The following is an 18,134-nucleotide window of genomic DNA, read 5'->3' on the forward strand; positions in this document are numbered from 1 at the left end:
ACAGCATCCTGTCGAGGCATTCCCATGCTTCACCCTGCTTTGGACTGGCCGAGGCCGCAGAATCCATCTGGACGGCCGATAACTTCATGAAGTCCCTTTCTGTCGAACGGTATCGCTGGAGAGCCGAGTGCCCAAGAATTTACTGAGCCGGGGCAAATGAAGCAATTGACCCATCATCGCCAGCCCCGATATCCGCGTTGTCGAAACTCATCGCCAGATCAATACAGGGCAGAATCGCGACCTCGGAGCCCTAGGCCGACAGCAGACGAAAAACCCAAAAAAAGAGGCCGCGCAATGCGCGGCCTCTTCGTTCCAAACAGACAACCGAACCGTTACGGACGGCGAGCCAGGGCCGCTTCGTCCTTGGCCTTCGGCAGCAAGTCCTGCTTGCTGACCTTCAGTATGCCCAGGGTCAACAGCGGGCAGGCGACGAAGATCGACGACAGGGTGCCGATGATGATGCCGAGCATCTGCGATTCGGCCATGCCGCGCAGCGAACCGCCGCCGTAGATGTACAGGGCGACCACGGTCAGGAAGGCCACGAACGAGGTGATGACGGTACGCGACAGGGTCTGGTTGATCGACTTGTTGAGGATCGTCTCCGGATCGGCGCGCATCGAGCGGAAGTTCTCGCGGACGCGGTCGAACACCACGATGGTGTCGTTGATCGAGTAGCCCATCACCGACAGGATGCCGGCCAGCACGGTCAGGTCGAACTCGTGGCCGCTGATGGCGAACCAGCCGGCGACCACGATCACGTCGTGCAGGGTGGTGATGATCGCGGCGACCGCGAACTTCCATTCGAAGCGGAACGCGATGTAGATCAGGAAGCCGACGATCACGAAGATCAGCGCGTACAGGCCGTTGAGAGCCAGTTCCTTACCGACCTGCGGGCCGACGAACTCGTTGCGCAGGATCTTGGCGTTGTTGCCTTCGCCCGACACCGCCTTCATCACCGCGGCGGCGGCGTGCGCGGTGGCCGACGCGGAGGCGTCGCCTTCGCGCGGCTGCAGGCGGATCAACAACTCGGTGCCCGAGCCGTAGGTCTGGACCTGGGCGCTGTCGTAACCGTCGACGGCCAGCCGCTCGCGCACCTGGTCCAGCGGTATCGCCTTGTCCAGGTGCACCTCGACCAGGTTGCCGCCGGTGAAGTCGAGGGCGAAGTTGAAGTTGCGGGTGAACATGGCGCCGATGGCGACGAACATGATCAGGGCGGCGACCGCGATCGACACCCAACGCAACTTCATGAAGTTGATGTTGGCGTCGTTGGGCAGCAGGGTCAGCGGGAAAATCTTCATGTCTGGGTTCTCCCGTCAGATCGCGATGGACTTGAGCTTGCGGCGCTTGCCGTAGATCAGCGTGGCGATGCCGCGCGACACGGTCACGGCGGTGAACACCGAGGTCAGGATGCCGACGATCATGGTGATCGCGAAGCCCTTGAGCGGGCCGGTACCGAACATCAACAACGCCAGGCCCGCCAGCAACGCGGTCATGTTGGAGTCGAAGATCGTGCCCGAGGCCTTGTCGTAACCGGTGGCGATCGCGGTTTGCGGCGGCATGCCCGCTCGCAGCTCTTCCCGGATTCGTTCGTTGATGAGCACGTTGGCGTCGACCGACATGCCGACCGACAGCGCCAGGCCGGCGAAGCCGGGCAGGCTCATGGTCGCGCCGACGATCGGCAGCGACATCACCGCGACCACCATCAGCAGGTTGAGCAGCAGGGCCAGACAGGTGATCAGGCCGAACATGCGGTAATAGATCAGGAAGAAGCTCAGCGCGAAGATGAAGGAGAACATCACCGCGGTGGTGCCGCGCTTGACGTTCTCGGCGCCGAGGCTCGGGCCGACCACGCGCTCTTCGACGAAGGTCATCGGCGCGGCCAGGGCGCCGGACTTGAGGTCGCGGGCCAGGCTGTTGGCTTCGTCGCGGCTCAGGCCGGTGGTCTGGAAATCCTTGCCGAACACGCCCTGGATGGTCGAGGAGCTGATCACGCGCTCTTCCGAACGGGTGGTGCGCACTTCCTTGCCGTCGACGATCTGGGTGATCGGGATCTGTTCGACGTAGACGATGCCCAGGCGCTTGCCGACGTTTTCCAGGGTGTGGTTGAGCATGCGCTGGCCGCCGATGGCGTTGAGCGTGATGCTGACGCTCGGCTGGCCCTGCTGGTCGTTGCTCGGAATCGCGTTGACCAGCTGGTCGCCCGAAACCAGCAGGCGCTTGGAGAGCAGCAGCGGTTGCTTGGCTTCGTTGTAATAGACGCGCGCGTCCGGCGGCACGTTGCGGTCGCGCACGGCGGCCGCGGCGGTGGCTTCGTCGCCGACCACGGCGCGGAATTCGAGGGTCGCGGTGGCGCCGATGCGGCGCTTGGCTTCGGCGGTGTCCTGCAGGCCCGGCAGCTGGATCACGATGCGGTCGGTGCCCTGGCGCTGGATCACCGGCTCGGCGACGCCGAAGGCGTTGATGCGGTTGCGCAAGGTGGTCAGGTTCTGCTCGATCGCGTCGAGCGAGATGCGCTGCAGCTCCGACTGCGGAATCTCCAGGGTCAGGGTCTGGCCGTCGAGGCTCTGGGTCAGGGTCGGGAAGGCCGTGCGCAACTGCTTCTGCGCCTTGTCGGCATTCGCGCCGGCGGCGAGCGTGGCGACGATGGCCTCGTTGCCGCGACGCACCACCGAGGTGTAGGAGACGCTGCTGTCGCGCAGGGTCGAACGCACGTCTTCGACGTAGGCCTCAAGGCGCTTGTTGAGCGCGGCGTCCTGGTCGACCTGCATGGTGAAGTGGACGCCGCCCTGCAAGTCGAGGCCGCGCGGCATCGGCTTGGCGCCGAACGCCTGCAGCCAGTCCGGCACGGTCGGGGCCAGGCTCAGGGCCACCACATATTCGCTGCCGAGCTGCGGACGCAGCAGGTCGGCGGCGCGGGTCTGCAGGTCGGTGTCGGTCAGGCGCACCATCAGGTTGCCCTGGTTCTCGACCAGGATCGACTTCGAGGAAATCTGCGCCTTGGCGAGGATGCCTTCGACGCGCTTGGCCAAGGTGGCATCGACCTGGGTGCCGGTCGGCCGGGCCGCGGAGATCTGTACGGACGGATCCTGCGGATAAGCGTTCGGCAGCGCATAAATCACGCTGAAGATCAGTACGACCAGGATGGCGAAGTATTTCCAGCGCGCGAAGGTCAGCATCGAGAACCCCTGCGACGGCCTCCCCGGCCGCCGCGTCTATGTAAATAAAGGCGTGGCGTCGGCTCAGGCCGACTTCAAGGTGCCCTTGGGCAACACGTTGGCGATCGCGCCCTTCTGCACGCGGATGCGCACGTTGGCGGCGATTTCGACGGTGATGAAGTTCTCGCCGATGTCGGTCACGGTGCCGGCGATGCCGCCGTTGGTCAGCACTTCGTCGCCCTTGGCCAGCTTTTCGAGCATGCCGCGGTGTTCCTTGGCGCGCTTCATCTGCGGACGGAAGATCAGGAAGTACATGACGCCGATCAGGATCAGCGGCAGGACGAAGCCGCCGGCGCTGCCGAGAAAGCCGCCCGGAGCGGGCGCGCCAGCGGGCTGGGCGTAAGCGGGGGCGATCAGGAGGTCGAGCAGATTCATCGGAATGTCCTGGAACGAAAAATAGCCGGGGATTATGCCACGGCTGGGTTGGAGTCAAGGCCGGGGCCCAAATGAGCTGCAGCGCACGCTTTATCGGTGGGCGCCAGGACGTCCGGGGCCCTGCCCCGTCCGCTTCGCAGCCGGTCCCACCTGTTCACGCGCCCGGAACCGCCGGCACCCGGGGCCCGACGGGCGCGGGGCCTGGAACTCCCGGAGGCCGGCGCCGCGGAGCACCCCGGCGCGAGCCGGCCTCTCTAGGCGCGTGCGGCGTAGAAAGACTCCCGGAAGGCGGTAAAGGTTCCCTGCTCGATCGCCTCGCGCATCTGCGCCATCAGGCGCTGGTAGTAGCGCAGGTTGTGCAGGGTGCCCAGCATCGGCCCGAGCATCTCGTTGCAGCGGTCCAGGTGGCGCAGGTAGGCGCGGCTGAAACCGTTGCTGCAGGCGTAGCAGTCGCAGCCCTCTTCGATCGGGCGCAGGTCGCGCTCGTACTTGGCGTTGCGCACGCGCACGGTGCCGCTCGGGGTGAAGTAGTGGCCGTTGCGGGCGTTGCGGGTCGGCATCACGCAATCGAACATGTCGACGCCGCGCGCGACCGATTCGACCAGGTCCTCGGGACGACCGACGCCCATCAGATAGCGCGGACGGTCCTCGGGCAGCTGCGGGCAGGTGTGTTCGAGCATCTCGTTGCGCTCGGCCTCGGGCTCGCCGACGGCGAGGCCGCCGATCGCATAGCCGTCGAAGCCCAGCCCCTTCAGGCCGGCCGCCGACTGGGTGCGCAGCTCGTGATGAACGCCGCCCTGGACGATGCCGAACAAGGCCGCATCGTTGCCTTCATGGGCTTTCTTGGAGCGCTCGGCCCAACGCAGGCTCAGCTCCATCGACTTGCGCGCCACCTCGACGGTGGCCGGATACGGCGTGCACTCGTCGAAGATCATCACGATGTCCGAATCCAGCACGCGCTGGATGTTCATGCTCTCTTCCGGGCCGAGGAAGACCTTGCTGCCGTCGACCGGCGAGGCGAAGGTCACGCCCTGCTCGGTGATCTTGCGCCGGTGCGCGAGCGAGAACACCTGGAAGCCGCCGGAGTCGGTCAGGATCGGGCCGTTCCAGCGGGCGAAGCCGTGCAGGCCGCCGTGATCGCCGATCACGTCCAGGCCGGGGCGCAGATACAGATGAAAGGTGTTGCCGAGGATGATCTCGGCGCCGAGGTCGCGCACGTGCTCGGGCATGATGCCCTTGACCGAGCCGTAGGTGCCTACGGGCATGAAGGCCGGTGTTTCGACCGTGCCGCGCGGAAAGGTCAGGCGGCCGCGGCGCGCGGCGCCGTCTTGACCGAGCAGTTGGAAGGACATGCGGCTCATGCGCGTATTCCTTTATCGAGTGGGACGCATGGGGCGATGCGTGGGGGAAGATTCGTGTGGGGCATCCGAGCTGGGCTTTCGCTTTGCTGGGCGGTCCGCGGAAGCTGGAAGGACGCCTGTGGGGTCTTGGCTTCGGGGTGTTGCGGCGGGGGCTACACCTCTGCGGTTGGCCACAGCAGCATGGCGTCCCCGTAGGAGAAGAAGCGATAGCGCTCGCGGATCGCGTGCTCGTAGGCGGCGAACACCGCGTCCTTGCCGGCGAAGGCCGAGACCAGCATCAGCAAGGTGCTCTCCGGCAGATGGAAGTTGGTGATCAGGCCGTCGACCGAGCGGATGCGATAACCGGGCAGGATGAACAAGCGTGTCTCGCCGGCGAACGGCTGCAACTCGCTTTCCTCGCCCGCGACGCCGCTGTGGTGGCGGATCGCGCTTTCCAGCGCGCGCACCACGGTCGTGCCGACCGCGATCACCCGGCCGCCGGCGGCGCGGGTACGGCGGATCTGTTCGACCAGGCCTGCACCGACGTTGAGCCACTCGCTGTGCATGACGTGCTGGTCGAGGCTCTCGGCGCGCACCGGCTGGAAGGTGCCGGCGCCGACGTGCAAGGTGACGTGGCCGAACTCGACGCCGCGCTCGCGCAGCTGCGCCAGCAGGGCGTCGTCGAAATGCAGGCCGGCGGTCGGCGCCGCCACCGCGCCGACTTCGCGCGCGAATACGGTCTGGTAGCGCTCCTGGTCGTCGCTGCCGGGCTCGCGCTGGATGTACGGCGGCAACGGCAGGCGGCCGGCATGCAGCAACCACTGTTCGAGCGACTCGGGCACGTGGAAGCGCAGGCGATAGAACTCGCCCTCGCGATCCAGCACCTCGGCTTCGCCACCGGCGTCGAGGGCGATGCGCGCGCCGGCCTTCGGCGATTTGCTGACGCCGATCTGGGCGCGCGCCTCCATGCCGCCGAGCAGGCGCTCGATCAGGATCTCGACCCGGCCGCCGGTGCTCTTCTGGCCGAACAGACGCGCCGGGATCACCCGGGTGTCGTTGAACACCAGCAAGTCGCCGGGCTGCAGCAACTGCGGCAGCTCGCGGAACACGCGGTCCTCGCGCGGCGCCGGCGCCGGCGGCACCACCAGCAGGCGGCTGGCGGAACGCTCGGCCAAGGGCGCCTGGGCGATCAGCTCGGGCGGCAGTTCGTAATGGAAGTCGTTCTTCTTCAAAGGGAACCGAAGTAATTAAGCGCGAAGCGCCGTAGCGACCGAAGCCGGCGAAAACCGGCTGCGCTGAGGGACGGGACGAAACCGGGCGCCGACGTCGGTCAGGCGAGGTTTCGAAGAGGGGCCATTATCCCGGGTATGGGGCGGGATCGGCAAAAAGCGAGCTTGGCGGGGTCTGGCGACCTGGGGGCGAATCCCCTCTGCTCCCTTTTCAAAAGGGGAACGGCCCGGCTTCGGGTGGGGCTGCACAGACTTTCCCGAAAGGAGCCAGTCGTGTCTGGCGAACTGGCGGGAAATCCCCCTGCCCCCTCTCCAAAGGGGGAACAGCACAGGGTCTGGACCGGGAACGGCTCAGGCTTCGGGCCGGAATCCATGGCGCGTAAGCGCCGGGGCCTTACAACCAGCCGTTCTGCCGGGCGCGGCGATAGGCTTCGATGCGGTTGCTACTGTCGAGCTTGCCGATCGCTTCGGACAGGTAATTGCGCACGGTGCCCTGGCTCAGGTGCAGGCGCTCGCCGATCTCGGCGGTCGACAGGCCTTCGCCGGCCAGGCGCAGGACCTGGCGCTCGCGCTCGGTCAGCGGGTCTTCGTCGCTCCAGGCCGCAACCGCGAGCTGCGGGTCGATCGCGCGGCCGCCGCGGTGCACCTGGCGCAGGGCTCCGGCCAGTTGCCCGGCCGGGGCGTCCTTGAGCAGGTAGCCGCGCACGCCGGCGTCCATCGCCCGGCGCAGGTAACCGGCGCGGCCGAAGGTGGTGACGATCACCACCCGGGTCGACATGCCGGAATCGCGCACGCGCATGGCCAGGTCGATGCCGGTCATGCCCGGCATTTCGATGTCGGTCATGATCAGGTCGGGCTGGACGCGCTTGACCGCTTCCCAGGCCGCCGCGCCGTCGCCGGCTTCGGCGACGACCTCGATGTCGGGTTCCAGGTTCAACAGCGCCGCCAGCGCGCCGCGCACCAGGGCCTGATCTTCGGCGAGCAACAGACGAATCATGCGATACCTCGTTCGAGCAGGGCCGGCGTCGCCGCCGGTGCGGAATTTGCCGCCGGCGCGGCCAGGCGGCGGGCGACGACCAACGCCTCGCGCGGCACCAGCAGGCTCAGGCGCGTGCCGGCGCCGTTCGGGCTTTCGATCTCGACGGTGCCGCCGACCGCGCGCAAGCGTTCGCGCATGCCGGTCAGGCCGTGGCCTTCGCTGGACACACCGCCGCGGCCGTCGTCGGCGATCCGCAGCACGATGCCGCCGCGCGGGTCCTGGGTCAGCTCGACGTCGACCCGGCGCGCGCGCGCATGCCGCATCACGTTGGTCACCGATTCGCGCAGGGCCAGGGCCAGCGCGGCTTCGATGTTGAGCGGGATGTCGATGGTCGCCAGCTTATGGTCGAGGCTGATCTCGCCGCTCAGCAGGGCCAGCCGCGCCGCCGCGAGTTCGGCCTGCAGGCCGTTGGCGCGGATGCCGGCGACGGCTTCGCGGACCTGGGTCAGGGCTTCGCGCGCGACCCGTTCGACTTCGTTGATCTGGGCGTGCGCGGCGGCGGTGTCGTGTTCGAGCAGGCGCGAGGCGAGCTGCGATTTCAACACCACCACCGACAACGTGTGGCCGAGCAGATCGTGCAGATCGCGGCCGATGCGTTCGCGTTCGGCCAGGCTGGCCAGGCGCTTCACTTCGTCCTGGGTCAGGCGAAGCTCGGCATGGCGGCGTTCGCGGTTGCGCGCGGCAACCACGCCGGCGAACACGATCGCGCCGACCAGCAGATTGATCAGGAAGGTCGACAGCGGCATCGCTTCCTTCGGCACCAGCAGCATGAACTCGACGCCGAGCAGCGCGAACAGCACGGCCGCCAAGGCGATGCCGCGCCCCAGCGGCAGCAGGCTGGCGATCATGCCGGAGGCGAAGATCAGGTAGGTGCCGCCCCCTCCGCCGAACGGGATCACCGCATAACCGATGCAGGCCACCGCGAGCAGCAGCCACAGGCGCAACTTGGAGCTGCTGCGGTAGAAAGCCCAGTACAGCGGCAGGAACAACACCACCGAGGTCACCGCCGCGGTCACCACCCACCACGGCACCCGCGGCCAGAAGAACAGCGGGATGAACACGAAACTCAGATACAACAACGAAGCCAGGTGCCAACCGAGCAGGTTGTCTTGGGCATCCATCGTGGGCGGCGGCAAGCGCATGGTCGAGCTCCTTCAGGTCGGCAAGACCTCGGTGGCGATGCGGTCCGGCGCCGGTCCGGGCCGCATCGGCGTAGCGGACTTTAACGGAGTTCGACCGCTTCGATCTCGAACGCGAACGGGCCCGGCTCGCCGCCGGCGCCCAGCACGATGCCGCGCAGGTTGGCCAGGTCGACGCCCGTCATCGTCGCCAGGGGCACCCGCACGTCCTGCCACTGCACACCGACTTCGAGCTGCTGGATGCCCGGCGGGCGGCGCATGTCGGTGCCGGAGAACACCATCAGCGTGAGTTTGCGACCGTCGCCGCGCACCCTCAGCTTGAACTCGCTGACCGCGCGCGCATCGACCGAAGCCAGCGGCTCCGGACCCGGCACGAACATCAGCCCGCCCCAAGGCTGGGCGATGCCGGCGACCACCTCGCCCCTGGCCGCGAGCGTGGGCGCCTTGTCGCCGTCGGCGACCGCTTCCAGCCGCGAGTTCGACTTACCGCCGATATAACGATCGTTGGAGGCGACCCAACTCGCGCTCGGCTTGCCGCCTTCGAACAAGGCGACCTTGCCCGGCTTGAGCATCGGCAGCGCGGTAGCGACCGCGCGGTCGACCGGATAGCCGTTCTTCCAGATCGAACGGATCGCGCGGGTGGCGGTGATGTCGGTGGTCGGGTCGCCGTCGACCAGCACCAGATCGGCGCGCAGGCCGCTGGCGATGCGGCCGCGGTCGTCGAGACCGAAGCTGCGCGCGGGCGCGGCGGTGGCCGCATTCAAGGCCTGCACCGGGCTCAGCCCGGCCTGCACCAGCAGTTCGAGCTCGCCGTGTTCGCTGGCGCCGTGGGTGGTGCCGGGATTACCGCTGTCGGTACCGGCGAGCAGGGTCACCCCGGCCTCGTGCAGGCGGCGCACGTTCTCCAGGGAGTTGTTGAATTTCTCTTCGTTCAAGAACCCGCTGGGAAAGCTCGCCGCCAGTTGGTCTTTCTGCTGCGGCCGCAGGTACGGCGTCAGCCGCTCGTCGCCGGCGACGCGCTTGCGTGCGGAACCCTCAAGACCGTAGATCGACGACATCACCGTCAGGGTCGGCACCACGAAGGCCTTGCGCTGCTTGATCGCGGCGACGAGCTTCGGGTCGTCGATCACATCGCCGTTGATATGCACCAGGCCGTCGGCGCCGGCATCGATCGCCAAGGCGGCATCGGATGCCTGCGACACGTGCACCACCGCCAGGCGCTTGCGCGCGTGCGCGGCCTTGACCGCGGCGCGCAGCGAGGCCTCCGACAAGGTATTCATGCGCGCCTTGCCGCTGGCGTCGAGCAAGGGCTCCAGCACCAGCTTGATGTAGTCCGAGCCTTCGGCGATGCGCGCGTCGACGAAGGCCTGCGCCTGCGCCGGATCGTCGAGCGTCGCGATCGGCACGCCGTACTGGGTGCCGTGCCCGCCCTTGGCGGTGACCAGGGTGCCGGCCGACCACAGGTCGGCTTTGCCGGTCTTGCCGCGGCTTTCGCGTTCGGCGCGCGCCGCCGCCAGGCCGCGGTGGTCGCTGAACATGTCCAGCTCGGTGGTCACGCCGAAACGCAGGGCGTCGCTGCGCGCCTCGCCCCAGGCGTGGACGTGCGAATCGATCAGGCCCGGCAGCAAGGTCGCGCCGTTGCCGTCGACCACCGGCACGCCGGCCGGCACCGCCACGCCCGCGCCGACTTCGGCGATCAGGCCGTCGCGCACCAGCACCGTCGCCGAGGGCAGCACGCGCTCGCCGTCGAACACGCGGACCTGACGGATCGCGAACGACGCCGCCGGCAGCGTCGCCTTCGTGGCGGTCGCGGCCGGCGCGCCTGCGCCATCGGCGGCGACCGCCGCGCCCGACCCCAGCAACGCGCCGAGCAACAGGCCGACGGCTTGGGTATGCGCGGACGATTTTTCCATCTTCATGTTCTGCTCCATTCGGTGGCGATGGCCGCGGCGCGGTCATCGGAAGATGCGACGACGCCTGCGGCCAAGGCCGCCGGCGATCGCAACAAGGGCAAGCAACGCGGCCAAGGCCGGGCCGGCGCGCCGGTCAACACGACGGCTGCCATGGCCGCGGCCGGAACCGAGCCGCCCGCGGACCGCCTTGCGGTCGCGGCGACGACGCCATGGAAGGGATGGATCGCGCTCATCGGCTGGCTCCACGGGCTTCCGGAAGGTGCGCTCACTGTCGTCCTCGGGCGCTCGCCGGGGCAGTGGGCGAGATCATTCATCGCCGGTGACAAGCGTCACGCCCGCCCGCAGGCCCGGCCGGGCGGTGGGGGTTATCGGCAAGGTCCGGACATGATAAACTCGCATAAATTATTGAATTGAAACGAAAAATCGTCGAGAAGCGGCGGCGCCACGCAAAATTCTTGCGCGCACCGCGACTGCGATCTTTCGTTGTTCCTTACGTTGTATGGGTGTGAGAGATGGCGCTTGGCGGCAATGCCGCTGCAACTGCGAGGGTCCAGCCATGAAGGCGGACCGGTCTCCCATGTGATGAAGCCTTCGGCCTCGGCCGAAAACTGGAGAGGCCGCGCATATCGCCGGCCTGTGGAGATTGACGATGAACAACCTGCTCAGCCAACTCGCGCCGCTGCGCGCTCACGCCGGCAAACGCCGCACCATCGGCCTGGACGACGACACCGTCGCCCGTTTCGCCGTGACCCACCCCGAGCTCGGCGAAGCCATCGCCGCGGCCGCGGCCGAGTACGCCCTGATCCGCGACCTGCACGCCGACCTGCTCGACCTCGACGAGGACGCGCAGATCCAGGCCGTCCAGGCCGGCTACGTCAATTTCTATCCCGACGACGGCGTCAATCCCTATGTCGCCCTGACCGCGCGCGGCCCCTGGGTGATCACCCTGAAGGGCGCGGTGCTGCACGACTCCGGCGGCTACGGCATGCTCGGTTTCGGCCACACCCCCTCGGCGGTGATCGCCGCGATGGCCAAGCCGCAGGTGATGGCCAACATCATGACCCCGTCGCTGTCGCAGCTGCGCTTCGAGCGCGCCCTGCGCGGGGCCATCGGCACCACCCGCGGCGAGTGCCCGTACGAGCGTTTCTTCTGCCTCAACTCCGGTTCCGAATCGGTATCGCTGGCTGCGCGCATCGCCGACGTCAACAGCAAGCTGATGACCGACCCGGGCGCGCGCCACGCCGGCCGCGCGATCAAGCGCGTCGTCGTCAAGGGCAGCTTCCACGGCCGCACCGAGCGCCCGGCGCTGTACTCGGATTCCTCGCGCAAGGCCTATGTGCAGCACCTGGCCAGCTTCCGCAACGAAGACTCGGTGATCACCGTCGAGCCCTACGACATCGATGCGATCAAGAAGGTGTTCGCCGACGCCGACAGCAACGGCTGGTTCGTCGAGGCGATGTTCCTGGAGCCGGTCATGGGCGAAGGCGACCCGGGCCGCGGCGTGCCGCCGGCGTTCTATGCCGCCGCCCGCGAGCTGACCCGCAACCACGGTTCGCTGCTGCTGGTCGATTCGATCCAGGCCGGCCTGCGTGCGCACGGCGTGCTGTCGATCGTCGACTACCCGGGCTTCGAAGGCCTGGAAGCGCCGGACATGGAAACCTATTCCAAGGCGCTCAACGCCGGTCAGTACCCGCTGTCGGTGCTCGCGGTCGGCGAACGCGCCGCCTCGCTGTACCGCAAGGGCCTGTACGGCAACACCATGACCAGCAACCCGCGCGCCCTCGACGTCGCCGTTGCCGTGATGGAACACGTCACCCCGGAACTGCAGGCCAACATCCGCAACCGCGGCGCCGAGGCGATCGAAAAGCTGGAGAAGCTCAAGAGCGAACTCGGCGGCCTGATCACCAAGGTCCAGGGCACCGGCCTGCTGTTCTCGTGCGAACTCGCCCCGCAGTTCAAGTGCTACGGCGCCGGCTCGACCGAAGAATGGCTGCGCGAGCGCGGCATCGGCGTGATCCACGGCGGCGTCAACTCGCTGCGCTTCACCCCGAACTTCACCATCGGCAGCGACGAAATCGAACTGCTGGTGTCGATGGTCGGCCGCGCCCTGCGCGAAGGCCCGCGCGCGCAACAGGCCGCGGCGGCCTGACGGCCTAGGAGTGAGTGGAGAAGAGTGAGGAGTGAGCGAAAGCCGCTTCTCGCTCTTACTCACTCCTCACTCTTCTTCACTCACTACTGCTCCAAAGGAGCCAATGGAATGATTCGTTTGTCGAACAAGGACACCGGCGCCGACATCGGCGAGATCAGCGAAGAGGAATTGCAGATCCTTGTCGCGGCGCTGGAAGAAGAAGACAGCAAAGACCAGAACTACTTCATCGACCACGCCACCGTCGACATGATCGAGATCGATCATCTCAACGCCGGCTCGCTGATCACCGTGCTGCGCGCGGCCATCGGCAGCAGCGACGGCGTCGAGATCCAGTACGTGCGCACGGCCTGAGGCCGCGGCGCGGGCCGGCTGCGGCATGCCGCGGCCGCGCCCGCGCGACGCATCCGCCCCGCGCACCGGTTCCGTCCGTCATGGCGCTCGACCTGATCCAGGCCCGGCATGAGCGCGAGATCCACGCTTCGCGCAGGCTGTTCGCCATCGACGAACGCTTCCATTCGCAGTTGTTCGCCCGCGCGCAGCCACGCGGCGCGTATCCGCTGCTGCACAAGCTGCGCGACTACTACGCCGACACCACGCTGCTGCTCGGCGAATTGCCGCGGCTGCTGGAAGAACTGACGCGGATCGCCACACAGTTCACCGAGCCCAGCCAGGTGCGTGAGTTCGCGCGCTTCATCGAGCAAGCCATCGCCGACGGCGACAATCTGTACGCCACCGCCGACTGAGTTACCGCGCGGGCCGTCCCGTGGGTTTCGCGCCTCGACCGCGGACTCCGCATCGCCAGGCCGCCATACCGCAATGCCCGCGACGCCGGGCGGGAACGGCCGCGACGCGCACCGAACTTGCGCCCCGCCCCACAACCATCAATGCTTGCGGACAAGACCGCCCGGCAGACCACCGTAGAAAGGCCGCCCATGAAAATCGTCGAAGTCCGCCACCCGCTCGTGCAGCACAAGCTCGGCCTGATGCGCCGCGCCGACAACAGCACCAAGTCGTTCCGCGAATTGGCCTCGGAAGTCGCGACCCTGCTGACCTACGAAGCCACCGCCGATCTGGAAACCGAAGAGGCCGTGGTCGAAGGCTGGGCCGGGCCGGTCGTCACCCGCCGCATCAAGGGCGCCAAGGTCACCCTGGTGCCGATCCTGCGCGCCGGCCTGGGCATGCTGCCGGGCGTGCTGGAACTGATCCCGGCGGCCAAGGTCGGCGTGGTCGGCCTGCAGCGCGACGAGCAGACCCTGCAGCCGGTCGGCTACTACGAAAAACTCACCGGCCGCATGGAGGAGCGCACCGCGTTGATCCTCGACCCGATGCTCGCCACCGGCGGCAGCCTGATCGCGACCGTCGACCTGCTCAAGGCCGCGGGCTGCAAGCGCATCAAGGGTCTGTTCCTGGTCGCCGCGCCGGAAGGCCTGAAGGCGCTGGAAGCGCGCCATCCCGACGTCGAAGTCTTCACCGCTTCGGTCGACGAGCGCCTCAACGAAGTCGGCTACATCCTGCCCGGCCTCGGCGACGCCGGCGACAAGATCTTCGGGACCAAGCATTACGCTTGAGCGAGCAAGCGCTGTCGCACGCGCTGCGCAGACCTCAAGCGTAAGGAGCGAGGTTCGAGCGAAACCTCAAGACGCCTTGCGCTGGCGCCGCTTGCGCAACCGGTACAGCAGGATCAGGGCGAACGCCACCGCGGTGGCGAACCAGGCCGGCGACCAGCGGCCATCGTCGCGGTCGAGTGAGGCCGCCGCATTCGGCTCGCGTGCGGGCGCGGCGTTCAAGGCCGCCGCGGCGGCTTCGGGCCGCAGGCGCCAACTGCCTTCGCGCAATTCCAGCTTGCCTTCCAAGGGCGGCAACCGCAGTTCGCGCCAGCTCACGCGCAGATCGCCGATCTGCGGGTCGAGCGGATTCTCGGCACTGCCCAGGCCGTCGCCCTCCGGCTGAAAGGTCGCGGCGAGATTCGCCGGCAGGCGGCTGAAATTCGGACGGAACAAACGCCACTCGCCGACCGCGCGCAGCACCTCGGGGCGGATCGGTTTGCCGTCGAGGGTCGCGGCGTCCGCCCACCAGCGTTTGTTCTCCAAGGGCAGGCGCGAGGGATTGACGTGCCCGGCCGAGAACTTCGAGGAATCGATCGGCGCCGCGTTCCAGACCCGCTCGTAGCCCTCGCCGACCGAACGCCACTGGTACATCTCGACCCGGCGATCCAGCCCGAACTCGCGCGTTTCCACGCCGAAGTCGCGATCGAGCAGGCGCTTGCCGCTGCGCGGCTCGCCGAGCGGTTCGCCCGGGTCTTCGGCTTGAGCGAATGCCGTGCCCGCAAGCACGTACATCGCCAGCAAGGCGATGGCGTACAGGGCCAGCGCCGCCCGGCGCCGGCGGCCGCTCACGCAGCCCATGCGGCCAGCGTCCGCGCCTGCAGTTCGGCGACTTCGTGCGCGGTGCCGAACTTGCCCTTGTCGTCGCGCACAACCTGGGCCAGCGCGCAGTCGGGGTCGTGAGTGAAGAACAAATGCACGTTGCGCGCGAGCTTGTCGCTGAGGAAGCTCTTCTTCTCGTCGATCAGCAACTCGGCGTTGCGGTCGTAACCCATGGTGATCGGCACGTGCACCCACGGCCGCCCGGGAATCAGATCGGCGCAGAACACCACGCCGCCGTGCGGCTCGCCGTCGACGCTCTCCGGGCCGACGATCTCGGCCAGCATCAGCCCCGGCGTGTGGCCGTCGCTGTAGTGGAAGCGCACGCTGTCGCCGAGCAGCCTGGAATGCGCGCCCTCGACCAGCTCGAGCTTGCCGGTGGCTTCGAGCAGCCCCGGCAACTCGGGAATGAAACTCGCACGGTCGCGCGCGTGCGGGTGTAGCGCGCGCTCGTAGTGCTCGCGCCCGACCAGATAGGACGCGTTCGGAAACAACAGGCGCGGCGCCTGCCCTTCGGCCCACGGCGCGAGCAGGCCGCCGGCATGGTCGAAATGCAGGTGCGAGAGCACCACGACGTCGATGTCCTCGGGGGCGAAACCGGCGCGCGCCAACGATTCGAGCAGGACATGGCGATCCTCGACCACGCCGTAGCGTTCGCGCAGCTTGGGTTCGAAGAAGGCGCCGATGCCGGCTTCGAACAGCACGGTCTTGCCATTGAGCGGGCTGGCCAGCAGGGCCCGGCAGGCCAGGGCGATGCGGTTGTGCTCGTCGGGCGGCGACCACTTGGCCCACATCGCGCGCGGCGCATTGCCGAACATCGCGCCGCCATCGAGTTTCTGCGAGTTGCCGAGGATCGACCAGAGCTTCATGTCTGCACCGCCCGTTACGGGCACTGGCGAAGGATGGCTCGATTTTACTGCGCAAACGCAGGCATCGGGCCGGAATGCGGCGAAGCCGCGGATCGTGGACAGGCGCCGCTCACGCTGCGCGGCCGCCGATCATGGACAGGCGCCGCCACGGCGCCTGCGGCCGTCATTGCGGCGTGGTGACGGTGGCGAAGTGGAAAATGAACTCGCCGTCGCGACCATCGCCGGCGACCACGCGCACCGGCGCCAACGGCCGTTCTGCCAACAGGGTCGCGCTGCCGCTGGCGGCGGCCTTGCTGATCAGCCCGGACGAGCGCCCGTTGATCTTGACCAGCATCTCCTGCCCGGCCACCAGCACTACCCGCCCCATCGAGGGATCGGTCGGCCGCGGCGTGACGATGCGCTCGGCTTCGGTGTCCAGGTAATCGCGCGACGGCAGCGCGAACAGGTCCTGGCCGCCGGCGCTGACGTCGAACGACCAGGCCGTGCTGCCGTTGGTGCCGTCGTTGACGACTTCGATCTTTTCCAGGGTCAGCAACACCGTGTAGCGGGCCGGCGCCTGCGGCGCGGCGGGCTTCACCGGAGCGGTCGCGACCGGCTGCGAGGGCGCGGCCGGGGTCGTCGGCTTCTCCTTGAGCCCGCCGATCTCGCGCACGTTGTTGATCAGGGTGGTCAAGGCCACGAGGAAAGCGACCAGCGCGATCGAGATCGCAGGCACGCGGGTATACCAACGCTTGTCGTTGTCGTCGCTCACTGCCCTGTCCCCTGTCGCATCACACTGCCGTCCATGCCGCGAAATCTACTGCACCGCACCGCCGTCGCGCCATCGCGGCGGCGGTTTCGCAGGCGCCGCCTCAGGGCTTGTTCGGCTGCACGTCGGCCTGGCCGACCGGATTGCGCGGATCGGTGCCGCCCGACAGCGTGTTGGCGCGCTTGTCCCACATCACCGTCTGCAGATTGCCCCAGGTCGATTCGCCGGCGTTGACCTTGTGGCCCATGGCCTGGAGCTTGGCGACGGTGGCGGCATCGAGCGCGCCGGCTTCGGCCGAGATCGCGTCCGGCATCCACTGGTGATGGATGCGCGGTTGCGCGGCGACCTGCTGCGGCTGCAGCCCGGCGTCGTAGGCGAGGATCGCCAGCAACACCTGGGTGATGATGCGGCTGCCGCCGGGCGCGCCGACCGCGACCACCCGATCGGACGATTCCAGGAAGCTCGGCGTCATCGAGCTGAGCATGCGCTTGCCGGGTTCCGGCGCGTTGGCCTCGAAGCCCATCACGCCGAACGCGTTCGGCGTGGCCGGACGCAGGGCGAAGTCGTCCATTTCGTTGTTGAGCAGCACGCCGGTGCCCGGCGCCACCAGGCCCGAGCCGTACAGCAGGTTCACGGTCTGGGTTGCCGCGACGCGGTTGCCGTCGCCGTCGATGATCGAGAAATGAGTGGTCTCGTCGTCTTCCAGCGGCGCCGGCTGGCCCGACAGCAGATCGCTCGGCGTGGCCTTCTCGGGATGGATCGTCGCGCGCAGGCCGGCGGCGTAATCGGCGCTGGTCAGGCGCTGGATCGGCATCTTCACGAAATCCGGATCGCCCAGATAAATCGTGCGGTCGCGATAAGCACGGCGCATGGCCTCGGCAAGGATGTGGGTGCGGTGCGCGGGGTCGAGCTTGGACAGGTCCCAGCCTTGCAGCACCTGCAGGATTTCGGCCAAGGCCACGCCGCCCGAGGACGGCGGCGGCGCGGTGACGATGTCCCAAGCGCGGTACTTCAAGCGCAGCGGTTCGCGCTCGCGCACCTTGTAACCGGCCAGCTCCTCGGCGCGCCATTGGCCGCCTTCTTGCTTGACCGAAGCCAACAGCTTGGCGGCGACGTCGCCGCGGTAGAAGCCGTCGAAACCTTTCTCGCCGAGCAGTTCCAGGGTGCGCGCCAGATCCGGCTGCTTGAGGATCTCGCCGGCTTTCGGCGGCGAACCGTCGGCGAGGAACACCTCGCGGGTGCCGCGGTAGCGCTCCATCACTTCACGGCGGCTGCCGTAGCCCTTTTCCAGGCGCGGATAGACCTCGAAGCCTTCGCGCGCGATGCGGATCGCCGGCGCCAGCGAAGTCTTCAGGGGCAGCTTTCCGTAGTTCTGCGCCAGGTGCACCAGCGCCGCCGGCAGACCGGGAATGCCGGCCGACCACGGGCCGTTGGTGGCGCGGTCGCGGTTGAGTTCGCCCTTGTCGTCGAGATAGGCCGCCGGCGTAGCCGCGGCCGGCGCGGTTTCGCGCGCGTCGACGAAGATGTCGCGATTGCGCTTGGCGTCGTGCAGCAGGAAGAAACCGCCGCCGCCGATGCCCGAGCTGATCGGCTCGACCACCGACAAGGTCGAGGACACCGCGATCGCGGCGTCGAAGGCGTTGCCGCCGGCGCGGACGATTTCCAGGCCGGCCTGGGTCGAGAGCGAGTGCGCGC

Annotated in this window: 16 protein-coding genes and 1 pseudogene; 5 read left to right on the top strand and 12 right to left on the bottom strand. The window is 68.0% G+C overall.

Annotation, left to right across the window (positions count from 1 at the left end; all coding sequences use genetic code 11):
* Nucleotides 1-332: 332 nt before the first annotated feature.
* From secF to GLA29479_RS14235, 8 genes are all read right to left on the bottom strand, one after another.
* Nucleotides 333-1,298, bottom strand: coding sequence for a protein translocase subunit SecF (gene secF, locus GLA29479_RS14200; protein ID WP_057917407.1), 966 nt, complete (start codon nucleotides 1,296-1,298; stop codon nucleotides 333-335).
* Between the two features lie 15 nt (nucleotides 1,299-1,313).
* A complete protein-coding gene (secD, locus tag GLA29479_RS14205; RefSeq protein ID WP_057917406.1) occupies nucleotides 1,314-3,176 on the bottom strand; it encodes a protein translocase subunit SecD in 1,863 nt (620 codons plus the stop codon).
* Between the two features lie 63 nt (nucleotides 3,177-3,239).
* On the bottom strand, nucleotides 3,240-3,590 hold the full coding sequence (yajC, locus tag GLA29479_RS14210; RefSeq protein ID WP_031372943.1) for a preprotein translocase subunit YajC: 351 nt from the start codon (nucleotides 3,588-3,590) through the stop codon (nucleotides 3,240-3,242).
* 254 nt (nucleotides 3,591-3,844) lie between these two features.
* Nucleotides 3,845-4,951: a tRNA guanosine(34) transglycosylase Tgt gene (gene tgt, locus GLA29479_RS14215; protein ID WP_031372942.1), complete on the bottom strand. Its 1,107-nt coding sequence runs from the start codon at nucleotides 4,949-4,951 to the stop codon at nucleotides 3,845-3,847.
* 152 nt (nucleotides 4,952-5,103) lie between these two features.
* Nucleotides 5,104-6,162, bottom strand: a complete 1,059-nt coding sequence (gene queA / locus GLA29479_RS14220; RefSeq protein WP_057917405.1) for a tRNA preQ1(34) S-adenosylmethionine ribosyltransferase-isomerase QueA — start codon at nucleotides 6,160-6,162, stop codon at nucleotides 5,104-5,106.
* A 391-nt stretch (nucleotides 6,163-6,553) separates the two neighbouring features.
* Nucleotides 6,554-7,156 carry a response regulator transcription factor gene (locus GLA29479_RS14225; RefSeq protein WP_057971978.1) on the bottom strand — a complete coding sequence of 201 codons (603 nt, stop codon included), beginning with the start codon at nucleotides 7,154-7,156 and terminating at the stop codon, nucleotides 6,554-6,556.
* Nucleotides 7,153-8,340, bottom strand: a complete 1,188-nt coding sequence (locus GLA29479_RS14230; protein WP_057917404.1) for a sensor histidine kinase — start codon at nucleotides 8,338-8,340, stop codon at nucleotides 7,153-7,155. The genes GLA29479_RS14225 and GLA29479_RS14230 overlap by 4 nt, the downstream gene beginning before the upstream one ends.
* Nucleotides 8,341-8,420: 80 nt before the next feature.
* Nucleotides 8,421-10,256 (bottom strand): CIA30 family protein, encoded by a 1,836-nt coding sequence (locus GLA29479_RS14235; protein ID WP_169795666.1) that lies wholly within the window; start codon nucleotides 10,254-10,256, stop codon nucleotides 8,421-8,423.
* Between GLA29479_RS14235 and GLA29479_RS14240 the strand changes: the two genes are divergently transcribed.
* The 5 genes from GLA29479_RS14240 to upp all read left to right on the top strand — a co-directional run bounded on the left by GLA29479_RS14240 (nucleotide 10,230) and on the right by upp (nucleotide 13,967).
* Entirely contained in the window at nucleotides 10,230-10,664 is a 435-nt protein-coding gene (locus GLA29479_RS14240) for a hypothetical protein (protein WP_144436526.1), read from the top strand. The two genes, GLA29479_RS14235 and GLA29479_RS14240, sit on opposite strands and share 27 nt — an antisense overlap.
* Before the next feature lie 235 nt (nucleotides 10,665-10,899).
* Complete coding sequence (locus GLA29479_RS14245) at nucleotides 10,900-12,399, top strand: aminotransferase class III-fold pyridoxal phosphate-dependent enzyme (protein ID WP_057971981.1); 1,500 nt, start codon at nucleotides 10,900-10,902, stop codon at nucleotides 12,397-12,399.
* Between the two features lie 108 nt (nucleotides 12,400-12,507).
* On the top strand, nucleotides 12,508-12,750 hold the full coding sequence (locus GLA29479_RS14250) for a hypothetical protein (RefSeq protein ID WP_057917401.1): 243 nt from the start codon (nucleotides 12,508-12,510) through the stop codon (nucleotides 12,748-12,750).
* Between the two features lie 80 nt (nucleotides 12,751-12,830).
* Nucleotides 12,831-13,142, top strand: coding sequence for a hypothetical protein (locus tag GLA29479_RS14255; RefSeq protein ID WP_057971982.1), 312 nt, complete (start codon nucleotides 12,831-12,833; stop codon nucleotides 13,140-13,142).
* A 189-nt stretch (nucleotides 13,143-13,331) separates the two neighbouring features.
* On the top strand, nucleotides 13,332-13,967 hold the full coding sequence (upp, locus tag GLA29479_RS14260; RefSeq protein ID WP_057917399.1) for a uracil phosphoribosyltransferase: 636 nt from the start codon (nucleotides 13,332-13,334) through the stop codon (nucleotides 13,965-13,967).
* A gap of 66 nt (nucleotides 13,968-14,033) precedes the next feature.
* Here upp and GLA29479_RS14265 read toward each other — a convergent pair whose 3' ends face one another.
* The 4 genes and pseudogenes from GLA29479_RS14265 to ggt form a co-directional block, all read right to left on the bottom strand.
* A complete protein-coding gene (locus GLA29479_RS14265) occupies nucleotides 14,034-14,795 on the bottom strand; it encodes a TMEM43 family protein (protein ID WP_169795667.1) in 762 nt (253 codons plus the stop codon).
* On the bottom strand, nucleotides 14,792-15,691 hold the full coding sequence (locus tag GLA29479_RS14270) for an MBL fold metallo-hydrolase (protein WP_057971983.1): 900 nt from the start codon (nucleotides 15,689-15,691) through the stop codon (nucleotides 14,792-14,794). Before GLA29479_RS14270 ends, GLA29479_RS14265 begins: the two co-directional genes overlap by 4 nt.
* Nucleotides 15,692-15,854: 163 nt before the next feature.
* Nucleotides 15,855-16,442 carry a hypothetical protein gene (locus GLA29479_RS14275; protein ID WP_057971984.1) on the bottom strand — a complete coding sequence of 196 codons (588 nt, stop codon included), beginning with the start codon at nucleotides 16,440-16,442 and terminating at the stop codon, nucleotides 15,855-15,857.
* A gap of 100 nt (nucleotides 16,443-16,542) precedes the next feature.
* A pseudogene (ggt, locus tag GLA29479_RS14280) lies at nucleotides 16,543-18,129 on the bottom strand (gamma-glutamyltransferase); the annotation flags it as partial.
* Between the last annotated feature and the right edge of the window lie 5 nt (nucleotides 18,130-18,134).

Origin of the sequence: Lysobacter antibioticus, assembly GCF_001442535.1 — a bacterium.
Taxonomy (GTDB): domain Bacteria; phylum Pseudomonadota; class Gammaproteobacteria; order Xanthomonadales; family Xanthomonadaceae; genus Lysobacter; species Lysobacter antibioticus.

Excerpts from the sequence above, each read along its gene's own strand:
- secD (WP_057917406.1), bottom strand. The coding sequence starts at position 3,176 with ATGCTGACCTTCGCGCGCTGGAAATACTTCGCCATCCTGGTCGTACTG.
- yajC (WP_031372943.1), bottom strand. The coding sequence starts at position 3,590 with ATGAATCTGCTCGACCTCCTGATCGCCCCCGCTTACGCCCAGCCCGCT.
- GLA29479_RS14225 (WP_057971978.1), bottom strand. The coding sequence starts at position 7,156 with ATGATTCGTCTGTTGCTCGCCGAAGATCAGGCCCTGGTGCGCGGCGCG.
- GLA29479_RS14270 (WP_057971983.1), bottom strand. The coding sequence starts at position 15,691 with ATGAAGCTCTGGTCGATCCTCGGCAACTCGCAGAAACTCGATGGCGGC.
- secF (WP_057917407.1), bottom strand. The coding sequence starts at position 1,298 with ATGAAGATTTTCCCGCTGACCCTGCTGCCCAACGACGCCAACATCAAC.
- upp (WP_057917399.1), top strand. The coding sequence starts at position 13,332 with ATGAAAATCGTCGAAGTCCGCCACCCGCTCGTGCAGCACAAGCTCGGC.
- GLA29479_RS14250 (WP_057917401.1), top strand. The coding sequence starts at position 12,508 with ATGATTCGTTTGTCGAACAAGGACACCGGCGCCGACATCGGCGAGATC.
- GLA29479_RS14245 (WP_057971981.1), top strand. The coding sequence starts at position 10,900 with ATGAACAACCTGCTCAGCCAACTCGCGCCGCTGCGCGCTCACGCCGGC.
- GLA29479_RS14230 (WP_057917404.1), bottom strand. The coding sequence starts at position 8,340 with ATGCGCTTGCCGCCGCCCACGATGGATGCCCAAGACAACCTGCTCGGT.
- GLA29479_RS14240 (WP_144436526.1), top strand. The coding sequence starts at position 10,230 with ATGCGCGGACGATTTTTCCATCTTCATGTTCTGCTCCATTCGGTGGCG.
- tgt (WP_031372942.1), bottom strand. The coding sequence starts at position 4,951 with ATGAGCCGCATGTCCTTCCAACTGCTCGGTCAAGACGGCGCCGCGCGC.
- GLA29479_RS14255 (WP_057971982.1), top strand. The coding sequence starts at position 12,831 with ATGGCGCTCGACCTGATCCAGGCCCGGCATGAGCGCGAGATCCACGCT.
- GLA29479_RS14235 (WP_169795666.1), bottom strand. The coding sequence starts at position 10,256 with ATGAAGATGGAAAAATCGTCCGCGCATACCCAAGCCGTCGGCCTGTTG.